The following is an 11351-nucleotide window of genomic DNA, read 5'->3' as shown; positions in this document are numbered from 1 at the left end:
TGTAATTTTTTTTTGAGAATAGTAATCAATACTAATTATGGATAACAAAATATTAGAAATATTTATTCCAGGACCAGCTGGTAGGCTTGAAGCTAAATATTATAAAAGTAAAAAAAATACATCGCCTATTGCATTAGTTTTACAACCTCATCCTCAATATGGTGGAACAATGAACAACAAAGTTGTTGTAGAAACTTTTCACACCTTTATGGATAATGATTTTTCTGTTTGTCGAGTAAACTTTAGGGGAGTTGGTAAAAGTGATGGTGAATTTGATAATGGTCAAGGTGAATTGGCTGATGCAGCAGCTGCTTTAGATTGGCTAGAGAGAGAAAATTTTGACAACTCACAATGTTGGGTTTCTGGATTTTCTTTTGGTTCTTTAATTGCAATGCAATTATTAATGAGACGGCCAGAGATAAATAGATTTATTGCAATATCTCCTCAACCTAATGTTTATGATTTTTCCTTCTTGTCACCTTGTCCAACCTCTGGACTTGTGGTTTATGGAAAAAAAGATGAGCTTGTTCCTGTTGAACATACAAATGAATTAAATAAAAGATTGAGTGCACAAAAAGGAATAAAAGTTGAATTTCAAGCGGTTTCAGATGCAAATCATTTTTTTTCTAAAGCTGAAAGCGCTTTAGCAAAATCTTTAGATAAATATATAAAAAAAGAAACGGCACTTTATTAAAAATTTTTTACTATTTCTCCTCCAGTACAAGGCTCTTTACATCCAGTTGTTAATGGAAATGAAATTGGTAGCTTTAAAAAAGATCTAATTGCCAGATAAGCAAATGCTTGTGACTCTACATAATCGCCATCAATACCATAATCATCAATAGGTTGTATCACTATATTTTTAGGTGTAATGAATTCGATTTTTCGTATTAGAGAAACATTTTTTCTTCCTCCTCCACAAACCAAAACTTTCCAAGACTTTTCTCTTGCTTCATGTATTAAACTAAAAAGACTATCTGCAATTATTCTACCTGTAAAATCTGTTAAAGTTGCTGCTCCATCTTCTAAACTAAGACCTCTTACAAAACCTAGACTGAAATCTTTTGTATCAAAAGATAATATTTTTTTATTTGGTCTATTTTCAAAATTATCTAAAGCTTGATTTAAAATTATATCATTAGTTTTTCCATGTTTTGCGATTTCTCCATTTTTATCAAATTTAAATTTTGTGTTATTTCTAATCCACTCATCAATTAAACAATTTCCTGGTCCTAAATCTGAACTCTTAAAAATATTTTCTCCAATTACTGTAACATTTGCAATACCTCCTATATTTAAAACGATAACTGGCAATTCAATTTTTTTTTGTTTAACAATTAATTTATGAAATAATGGAGCTAATGGCGCACCTTCTCCACCATTTTTAATATCGTTTTGCCTAAAATTATAAATTACTGTTTTTTTAGTTAATTGAGATAGCAAATTACCATCACCTATCTGTTTGGAGATTTTCTCTATTGAATTATGATAAATAGTTTGACCATGAAAACCAATAAAATCAATTTCTTCATCTGCCAATTCTAAAATTTCGTTTACAATTTTTGCATGAAATAATGTTATATCAATCTCCAGACTATTAATTTCATTTTTATTTTTTAAAAGATCATTAGATTTTAAAATTTTATCTCTCAAATTATGAAGATTTTCGTATATTTTTTGGTCATATTTAAAATATTTATTTGAAATTTCCCTATATTGATTGATTCCATCTGAACTAATTATTGAAACATCTACCCCATCTCCAGAAGTACCACTCATCAAGCCTAAGGCTGTATATAACTTTCCCATTATTATTTTTTTTTAATTAAATTTGTATATTGTATTAGTATTATCTTATGAATAAATTTTTAAAAGAATTTAAAGATAGAGGTTATTTCTATCAATGTACAAATGAAGATGAGTTATCTGAATTACTAAATAAAGAAAAAATCAAAGGCTATATTGGTTTCGATTGTACTGCTGAAAGTCTACATGTTGGAAGTTTGCTCCAAATCATGTGTTTACGACTTCTTCAAAAACACGGTCATAAACCAATCGTATTATTAGGTGGAGGTACTACAAGAATTGGAGATCCATCAGGTAAAGACAAAACAAGAAAAATATTATCTGAGCAAGAGATAAATAAAAATATTAAAAGTATTGAAAAAATTTTAAAAAAATTTTTAGATAATGATAATCCAAAAATAAAACCAATATTCGTAAATAATTATTCATGGCTCAAAGATTTAAATTACATTTCTTTTTTAAGAGATATTGGAAAACATTTTACAATTAATAAGATGCTTACCTTTGAAAGTGTAAAAACTAGATTAGATAGAGAACAGTCATTAAGTTATATGGAGTTTAATTATATGATTTTACAAGCTTATGATTTTTTAGAATTGAATAAAAAACAAAATTGCTCTTTACAAATTGGAGGTTCTGACCAATGGGGTAACATAGTTAATGGTACCGAACTTATAAAAAGATATTCAAGCAAACATGCATATGGCTTAACAACGCCACTTATTACATTAGCATCAGGAGCTAAAATGGGAAAAACAGAAACTGGTGCAATTTGGTTAGATGAAAAATTATTATCATCTTACGACTATTGGCAATTCTGGAGGAATGTCGATGACAGAGATGTTATAAAATTTTTAAAGATATTCACAGATTTGAGCATTGAGGAAATCAACCAAATTAAAGATGATAATATTAACCAACTTAAAATTAAACTTGCTAATGAAGCAACTTCTATGCTTCACGGTAAAAAAGCAGCTCAAAACTCAGAACAAGCTGCAAAAGAAGCCTTTTCGGGAACTTCACTTGGTTCTAATTTGCCCTCTGTTAAAATAAAAAAAAAAGATTTTAAAGATAAATTAATGATTATTGATCTTATAATTTTATCTAAATTAGAAAAGTCTAAAAGTGAGATAAGGAGATTAATTCAAGGAAACGCTATTAAATTAAATGATAAAATTATCTCTGATGAAAAACTAATTATAGATAATCAATTTTTTAAAAATGATTATTTAAAACTTTCTGTTGGAAAAAAAAGGCACATTAAAATAGAGCTAGATTAATTTTTTTTAATTTTTTCTAAAGTTCTTGTTATAAATCTCGGTGTTAATGTTTTAATTGGATTTACCGATGTTTCTAAATTTTTTGGAGGACCTTTAATCTTAAAACTCACACCAAATACTCCCTCACCAGTTTTTGATCCTACTAATATTTTACCTAATACTGGTAAAGAACCAATAAACTTATTTATTGTTGTGGCAGGTACTAAGGTTCCTCTCAAGCTAATAAGTTTATTTTTTTCAACGTATCCATCCATTAAAACAGAAATTGCAGGTCCAATTGCATACACTTCTTCAATGGTCATTAAATTTCCTTTATTTCTAAAATTCATCTCAAATTCATTAAAACGTATTCCTTCACCAGATAAAATATCGGCAATACCTTGTAGTGATGCTAAAGTTAAAATTTTTGTTAATAATGGTAGTTTTTTGAGTTTAAAATCGTAAATTTTAAGTTGAGATGCAGACTCACCATTTTTTTTTGAACTATAGAAATCTAGAGATCCTTCCTCGAATCCTTTTATAAAATTATATCGTCTAACTATAGGCTTCGCTTTATCGATATATAAAGTTGTAATTTTTTCATTATCTAAAAAATTAATTGTAAAATTCAACTTCTTATTGTCGGAAAAATTTCCATTTAAATCAGCTTTAAATATTTCTTTATTTTTTATTATTAAATATCCAGAAAAATTTTGTAAATAATGCTCACTATCTAAAAGAATTTTATCAATATCTATATTTATTTTAGAATTGATATTTATATAACTATCTTTATCATTTTCAGATAAAATTTTATCGATTAAATTATTAGCATTTAATACAGAGCCAATTAAATGATATCCATCTTTTTTTTTTGAAAATTTAATTAAATTTTTTTGTTTTTCTTCGTCAGTATATTCTAAATTTAATTCATCCAATTTAGTTATTTCAAATTTTTCATTTATAGATAAGTTTTTTAAACTAATTTTATTTTTATTTTCAATTAAATTTAATGAATTTATAAAAATTTTATTTTTTTTGTCTTTTGATCCTTTGATATCAATTAATATTTTTTCATTTTCATTTTTTTTATAGTTCAAAAATTTAATTGTTAAAGGATTATCATTTATTTTTAAGGAAGTTTCGAAATTTAATTTTTCGTTTTTTTGAGTAAAATTATAATTTAACTCATCTTCTTTGTTCTGATAAATAATGTCTCCTTTTCCATTTACAATTAAAGCATTTTTTTTGTAACTAATATCCACTTTGTTATTTTTTAAAGAAATAATATTATTTATATTGGGAAAAAAATTTTTTAAGTCAAAATCATTCTTTACTGAAAGTTGCTCAATTATCATATTCGAATTTATTTCAAGGTTATCTATTTTAAAACCTTCTTTAATTTGGAGAGAAAAAGTATTTTCAGAGCTAAATACTGTTTTCTCTATACTAAAACCTGGCAAAAAAGGTTTAATAAACTGATCTATATTTTCTTCATTCATGTCAAATTTTTTATGATTTATGTCTCCTCTTATCAGAAAATCATTTTTAGTTTTTTTGACAATAATCTTCTCTGATTTAAAATCTAAATTATTTAAAGATAAAAACATCTCATCAATTTGAAGATCATCTTTTTTATAATTAAAAATAAAATTTACTTTTTGAAGAGAATATTTATTTAAGATATTTACTCTAGCATCCCTTACAAAACCATTAATCTCATAATTATCTTTAATTTTTCCTTTTTCATCAAACTCTAGTTTTATATTAGCAATTAAATAACCTTTTTTTACAGCTTTTTCTAAAATAAATAGCTCAGGCATGTTTCGGAAAGATCTGGAGAATGAAATAAAATTTTTAATTTCCAAAGATTTTGTTGAAATTTCTAAGTTTTCTATTGAAAACCTATTTTTAAAAAAAGAACCAAGTGAAATTAGAGATTTTATACTTTCAATTTCAATTAATTTATTCTGCGTCTTAAAATTTGCACCAACTGTTTTAACATTCAGTTTAAATTTAAATGGGTTTAAAACTAATTTAATTTTTTTTAATTCTACTTCGATGTTTTTATCATTTTCTTTAATCTTGTTTATTATTTGACTATTAAACCTTTCTGTCTCAAATCCAAATATACTTAGGTATGATATTGATATTAATAATAGGAATAATAAGGTGAGAAAAAATTTTGATATTACTCTCATTTAATTTGATACAGTGATTGTTCTAAAAATTCATCAATTTTTCCATCTAAAACTTTATCTGGATTTGTGCTTTCAAAATTAGTCCTATTATCTTTAACTAATCTATAAGGTTGCAATATATAAGATCTAATTTGATGTCCCCACCCTATTTCTGATTTTGACAACTCTTCGTTTTGGTTTTCTTTCTCTTTTTTTTTTATTTCATAATCATAAAGCCTTGCTTTTAACATATTCATACAAGTTTCTTTATTTTTATGTTGTGATCTTTCATTTTGACACTGAACAACAATTTTTGATGGTAAATGAGTAATCCTAACTGCACTGTCAGTAGTGTTAACATGCTGGCCTCCTGCACCACTTGATCGATATGTGTCCACTCTTAAATCCTTATCAAGAATTTCTATATTAATATTTTCATCTACTACTGGGTAAACCCAAATACTTGCAAAACTTGTATGTCTTCTAGCACCAGAGTCAAATGGAGATATTCTTACCAGTCTGTGAATACCTGACTCCTTTTTAAGCCAACCAAAAACATAATCACCTTCTATTTTGATCGTTGAAGATTTAATACCTGCTTCATCACCCTTATGTTCACTTATTAGAGTTGCTTTAAACTTTTTATCATCTGACCACTTTAAATACATTCTTCGCAACATATCGGCCCAATCCTGGCTTTCTGTACCACCAGCACCAGCATGAAATTCTATATAACAATCAAAAGAATCTGACTCATTAGATAAAAAACAATTTATTTCATTTTTTTTTACTTGCGATCTAAGTTCTTTAATATTTTCAAAAATTTCATTTTGTATGTTTGTATTATTTTCATCAATAGCGAGTTGATTTAAATCATCTAAATCATTTAATCTATTTATAGATAACTTATAAGAATTAATTAATTTTTCGTATAATTTTTTTTCTTTTAATATTTTTTGAGACTTAGATTTATTTTGCCAAAAATCACCTTTGAGCATACTTTGATTGTGATTTTGCAACTTTAAAAAAATTTGATTTTTATCAAAGATACTCCTTAACTCTTTGATTTATTTTTTCTATTTCTTTTTTAAAATCTGTATATTTATGATCCATTAGTAAAACTTTAGTATATTATTTGTATCTAATCTATTATTTTTTGAATACAGAATCACACCATCAACAACATTCTTGCTTTTATACGCTTCCAATATTGTATCTTTAGATGAGAATTTTGCTTTTTGTCCTGTTACTGGGTCAACAACCATCATTATAATTCCCTCAGCAACTTTAAAAGGTCTTGCATCAGATTTTTTTATAGCTTTTTCAATAAAGTTTTTAAAAATTGGTAATGCAGTTTTTGAACCTGTTTCAAATTTACCTAAAGGTTGTGGATTGTCCATCCCAACATAAACTCCAATTACTAAATTAGATGTAAAACCAATAAACCAAGCATCAGTATTCTTATTTGTTGTACCTGTTTTTCCAGCTAAATTTAAATTTAAATCTTTCAAATTTTTTCCTGTTCCCCTTTTGACTACCCCTTCTAATAAAGAAGTAATTTGATATGCAGTTTGTGAGGAAAATATTTGTTTATAATTACTTTTTATTTTTGGATAAGAATTGCTAGTAAATGAAATTTGATCGCAATTCATGCAAGTTCGTTTTTCGTTATTTAAAATAGTATTACCTTCACTATCTTGAACTCGATCAATTATAATTGGAGAAACTAATTTTCCTCCATTCACAAAGGCAGAGTATGCTGATGTTAATTTTAACAAAGTAGTTTCAGCAGAACCTAAAGAAATTGATAAAAGTTCCTCAGGATTGTCATATATTTCCAAATCTTTTGAAAAATTAACAACTTTATCAATACCCAGGTTTTGTGCAATTCTTACTGTCATAAGATTTCTAGACTTTTCAAGTCCAACTCTTAAAGTAGAAGGTCCATAAAATTTTTTTCCATAATTTTCGGGCTTCCACATTTTAAGATCAGAGCCTTGATCTAAAACTAACGGAGCATCTAAAACTAATGATGAAGGTGTATAATTATTTTCAAGTGCAAGTGCATAAACAAATGGTTTAAATGCAGAACCAGGCTGTCTTAATGCTTGAGATGCTCTGTTGAACTCACTATTTTTAAAACTAAATCCTCCACTTAAAGCAATGACTCTTCCGGTATAAGGATCCATTACAACAATGCCTCCGTTTATTTTTGGAACTTGCTTTAAACTGAATTTATTATCTTTTATTTTTTTAATATAAATTACATCACCTTCTTTTAACACTTTGTCTATTTCTTTCTTTGTCCAAGAAATATCGCTATAGTCTATAAATCCTTTAACCTTGCTTTTTGTTTCAATTTCTGCAGAAAATTTTGAAATTTTTCTTACAATTCCAATCTCCCAACCTATAGACCTTTCTAAATCATATTTTTCTAAACCTTCATACCAAATTTTTGAGTAAGTTTTGTTCAACAAAGGTCCACGCCATCCTTTTCTTTTATCATATTCAATTAATCCATTTCTTAAAGATTCTGTGGCAATTTTTTGCAGTCCTAAATCTATGGGAGTATTAATATTGAAACCCTGGTTGTATACTTTTTCATAAGACAATATTTCAATTATATTTTTTCTTACATCTTCAATGTAATATTGGGCATCCTCTAAAAAAATTCTTTTTGTCTTTTTTAAATTAATACTTTTTTCCTTTAAATTATTATACTCTTGATTTGTGATAAAATTATTATCAAATAGGTTTTTTAAAACTAAATTTCTTCTAAATTTAGCTAACTCTCTATCTCTGTAAGGATTATACTTGCTTGGTGCTTTAGGTAATGCTGCCAATAAAGCTGCTTCTTCATAATTTAGTTCTTTAATTGATTTGTCAAAATATTCTAAACTAGCAGCTGCAACTCCATAAGCACCACTTCCAAGATAAATTTGATTTAGATATAACTCTAGTATTCTCTCTTTAGATAATGCTCTTTCAATTCTAAAAGCTAAAATTGCTTCTTTGATTTTTCTATTTAAACTTACTTCATTAGTTAACAGAAAATTTTTTGCTACCTGCTGAGTAATTGTTGATGCACCTTCTAATCTTTTTGAGGTCATAATATTTTGAATATTATTGATAATAGCTCTTAGAACACCTTTAGCATCTACTCCAGGATGAGAGAAAAAATTTTTATCCTCAGCAGACAAAAATGCATTAATTACATTTTGAGGTATTGATCTGTAAGGCACAAAAATTCTTTTTTCTCTAGAAAAGTCTGCAACAACTTCCCCATTTCCAGAATAAACTTTACTTGAAACTGGTGGTTTATAATTCTTCAAAAATTTATAGTCAGGTATATTATTTGAAAAATTCCACAAAATAATCAAAACTAATATTATAGAAATCAGTGAAAAACTAATAAAACCAATAAATAAATTTTTAATTATTCTGTTCATTTTGATTCCATTATATATCGGAATTTGTTAAAGATAAGGCATAAGAATATAAACAAAATTTTAACTTTTTATGAAACAATTAAAAACAACATTATGGAAAAAAATTTATACATTGATGCATCGCATCCAAATGAAATTAGAGTTGTACTCAAGTCAGATGATAAAATTGAAGACTACGAATATGAAGGTTTAAAAAACAACCTAATTAAAAATAACATTTATTTAGGAAAAGTAAGTCGTATAGAGCCCTCTTTGCAAGCAGCATTTGTAGATTTTGGAAGGGAAAGACACGGTTTTTTATCTTTTAATGATATTCAGTCTGACTATTATCAAATACCAAAGAGTGATTTAGAAATAATTAAAAAAGAAGAAGAAAAAGCCCGTGAAGAATTGTCAAAAAAAGTTGAGGCTAAAGAAGAGGAAAATCTTGCAGAAGGCAAATTAGAAATAGAAGATCCTTTAGAGAAAGAAGATCCAATAGAAAAAAAAAATACAGAAGAAAAAGAAAATCTTGAATTAGAAAAAGAAAAAAAATATGAAAATAAATTCAAATTTAAAAGATATAAGATTCAAGAAGTAATAAAACCAAATCAAGTAATATTAGTACAAGTGATCAAAGATGAACGTGGACAAAAAGGTGCTGCACTTAGTACATTTATATCGATAGCTGGTAAATATATAGTTTTAATGCCAAACACTCCTAAAGGTGGTGGAATTTCTAGAAAAATATTCAACCCTGCTGACAGAAAAAAAATTAGATCGATATTGAATGAAATTGAAATACCAAAAGAAATGGGACTAATAGTTAGAACTGCAGGCAGTAATAAAACTAAAAATGAAATTAATCATGATTTGAGCACTCTAATAAATAATTGGAATCAAATTAAAGACAATGCTCTTGGATCTATAGCTCCGTCATTAATTCATCAGGAAAGTGATATTATAAAGAGGACTTTAAGAGATATGTATGATGAAAATACCAAAAATATTATAATTGAAGGAAATGAAGGTTATAAAAAAGCACAAAATTTCATGAAAATGATGATCCCTTCACATGTAAAAAAAATAAAAAAGTACAGAGGTAAAAAACCTTTATTTATTGAGGAAGGTATTGAACAAAAACTAAATCAAATTTTTGAATCTGAAATAAAATTAAACTCTGGTGGTTATTTAGTCATTAATCCTACTGAGGCATTAGTTTCAATTGATATAAATTCAGGAAGCTCAATAAAGCAAAAAAATGTAGAAAGTACAGCTCTTGATACTAATCTTGAGGCGGCAGACGAAATTGCAAGACAAATAAAGATCAGAGACTTGTCCGGATTGATCATAATAGACTTTATTGACATGTTAAGTTATGGAAATCGTAAATTAGTAGAAAGAAGATTAAAAGAAAAATGCAGATCTGATCGAGCAAGAATTCAAATTGGAAGAATATCTAATTTTGGACTGTTAGAAATGTCTAGACAACGATTAAGAGAAAGCGCTGTTAAATGGAAGATAAATCTTACAGATGAATCTTTTGCTCTTAAGATTCTTAAATTAGTAGAACTTAAAGCGGTTGAAAATAAAGCAAAATTTGTTGATCTTAAAGTTTGCAAAAAAATTTCTGATTTTTTAAAAGAAAATTTTATAGACGATTTAACTTACTTTGAAAAAAAAAATAAAATGAAAATCGATATAATTTCTGACAATAATTTGATTATTCCTGAATACGTAATTGATATTAAAAATAAGTCAAAAAAAACTTTAGAATTATTGGAGCATTATGAAAAGTTAAAAAATATAGATTTTCAAAATGCTAATAACAACATTGTAGAATTAAAAGATAAAAAAAAATTTAAAAAGAAACCTTATAGAAAAAAGAAATTTTACAAAAAAGCTAAATAATTCCTTTTTTTGGTGAGGATGGATTTCCCATTAAATTTTTTTCAATTCTTCCAGAAAGGTACGATAATCGACCTGCTATTACAGCATTCTTAAAAGCTAAAGCCATATCAAATGGTTTTTTTGCTTTAGCAATAGCTGTATTTACTAGGACACCATCACAACCAAGTTCCATAGCAATTGTGGCATCAGATGCTTGGCCAAGTCCAGCGTCAATGATTAAAGGCAACTTAGTTTGTTTTCTAATAATCTTAATGTTGATTTTATTTTGAATACCTAGACCTGAACCAATCGGAGCTGCTAAAGGCATAATTGCACATGCGCCAGCATTTTCTAATCTCTTAGCCATTAATGGATCGTCATTACAATAAACCATTACTTTAAATCCTTCTTTTGATAAAATCTCTGTTGACTTAAGTGTTTCAATCATTTCAGGAAACAAGTTTTTTTTATCCCCCAAAACTTCTAGCTTTACTAATTTCCAACCTCCTATTTCTCTAGCTAATCTTAAAGTCCTTAAAGCTTCTTTAGAATTAAAGCATCCAGCAGTATTAGGTAAATAAGTTATTTTCTTTGGATCGATAAAATCCATTAATAGAGGTTTTTTCTTATCTGTAATATTCACTCTTCTTACAGCTACTGTGACTATATCTGCACCAGAAAGCATTATTGCTTTTGCGCATTCATTCATATTTTTATATTTTCCAGTTCCAACAATTAATCTAGAATTAAATATCTTATTTGCGACTATAAATTTATCTTTTTTCAAA

At 26.8% G+C, this 11351-nt stretch carries 8 protein-coding genes; 3 read left to right on the top strand and 5 right to left on the bottom strand.

What is annotated here, in order from left to right; all coding sequences use genetic code 11:
* Positions 1-37 precede the first annotated feature (37 nt).
* Positions 38-694 (top strand): alpha/beta hydrolase, encoded by a 657-nt coding sequence (locus tag ACTTAV_RS03215; protein WP_440670165.1) that lies wholly within the window; start codon positions 38-40, stop codon positions 692-694.
* On the opposite strand, the gene ACTTAV_RS03210 is transcribed toward ACTTAV_RS03215, so the two are convergent.
* Positions 691-1809 carry an anhydro-N-acetylmuramic acid kinase gene (locus ACTTAV_RS03210; RefSeq protein WP_440670163.1) on the bottom strand — a complete coding sequence of 373 codons (1119 nt, stop codon included), beginning with the start codon at positions 1807-1809 and terminating at the stop codon, positions 691-693. The genes ACTTAV_RS03215 and ACTTAV_RS03210 overlap by 4 nt on opposite strands.
* Positions 1810-1856: 47 nt before the next feature.
* Here ACTTAV_RS03210 and tyrS point away from each other — a divergent pair, with 47 nt between their 5' ends.
* Entirely contained in the window at positions 1857-3086 is a 1230-nt protein-coding gene (gene tyrS, locus ACTTAV_RS03205) for a tyrosine--tRNA ligase (RefSeq protein WP_440670161.1), read from the top strand.
* Here the strand turns inward: tyrS and ACTTAV_RS03200 are convergent.
* From ACTTAV_RS03200 to ACTTAV_RS03190, 3 genes are read right to left on the bottom strand one after another with little or no spacing between them, the layout of a single operon-like run.
* Positions 3083-5266 carry a hypothetical protein gene (locus ACTTAV_RS03200; RefSeq protein WP_440670159.1) on the bottom strand — a complete coding sequence of 728 codons (2184 nt, stop codon included), beginning with the start codon at positions 5264-5266 and terminating at the stop codon, positions 3083-3085. The two genes, tyrS and ACTTAV_RS03200, sit on opposite strands and share 4 nt — an antisense overlap.
* A complete protein-coding gene (gene prfB / locus ACTTAV_RS03195; protein WP_440671027.1) occupies positions 5263-6312 on the bottom strand; it encodes a peptide chain release factor 2 in 1050 nt (349 codons plus the stop codon). Before prfB ends, ACTTAV_RS03200 begins: the two co-directional genes overlap by 4 nt.
* A gap of 45 nt (positions 6313-6357) precedes the next feature.
* Entirely contained in the window at positions 6358-8694 is a 2337-nt protein-coding gene (locus tag ACTTAV_RS03190; protein ID WP_440670158.1) for a penicillin-binding protein 1A, read from the bottom strand.
* Positions 8695-8787: 93 nt separating this feature from the next.
* Between ACTTAV_RS03190 and ACTTAV_RS03185 the strand changes: the two genes are divergently transcribed.
* Positions 8788-10584, top strand: coding sequence for an Rne/Rng family ribonuclease (locus ACTTAV_RS03185; RefSeq protein WP_440670156.1), 1797 nt, complete (start codon positions 8788-8790; stop codon positions 10582-10584).
* Here ACTTAV_RS03185 and ACTTAV_RS03180 read toward each other — a convergent pair.
* Positions 10577-11350 carry a thiazole synthase gene (locus ACTTAV_RS03180; protein WP_440670154.1) on the bottom strand — a complete coding sequence of 258 codons (774 nt, stop codon included), beginning with the start codon at positions 11348-11350 and terminating at the stop codon, positions 10577-10579. The genes ACTTAV_RS03185 and ACTTAV_RS03180 overlap by 8 nt on opposite strands.
* Between the last annotated feature and the right edge of the window lies 1 nt (position 11351).

The organism is Candidatus Pelagibacter sp. HIMB1483 (genome assembly GCF_052048135.1).
In the GTDB taxonomy this organism is placed as follows: Bacteria; Pseudomonadota; Alphaproteobacteria; order Pelagibacterales; family Pelagibacteraceae; genus Pelagibacter.
Note: the sequence above shows the minus strand (reverse complement) of the source record. Positions and strands in the feature narration are given on the sequence as shown.

What these genes read in the sequence shown, in the direction of transcription:
- ACTTAV_RS03185 (WP_440670156.1), top strand. Translation starts at nt 8,788, where the DNA reads ATGGAAAAAAATTTATACATTGATGCATCGCATCCAAATGAAATTAGA.
- ACTTAV_RS03215 (WP_440670165.1), top strand. Translation starts at nt 38, where the DNA reads ATGGATAACAAAATATTAGAAATATTTATTCCAGGACCAGCTGGTAGG.
- tyrS (WP_440670161.1), top strand. Translation starts at nt 1,857, where the DNA reads ATGAATAAATTTTTAAAAGAATTTAAAGATAGAGGTTATTTCTATCAA.
- ACTTAV_RS03200 (WP_440670159.1), bottom strand. Translation starts at nt 5,266, where the DNA reads ATGAGAGTAATATCAAAATTTTTTCTCACCTTATTATTCCTATTATTA.
- ACTTAV_RS03210 (WP_440670163.1), bottom strand. Translation starts at nt 1,809, where the DNA reads ATGGGAAAGTTATATACAGCCTTAGGCTTGATGAGTGGTACTTCTGGA.
- ACTTAV_RS03190 (WP_440670158.1), bottom strand. Translation starts at nt 8,694, where the DNA reads ATGAACAGAATAATTAAAAATTTATTTATTGGTTTTATTAGTTTTTCA.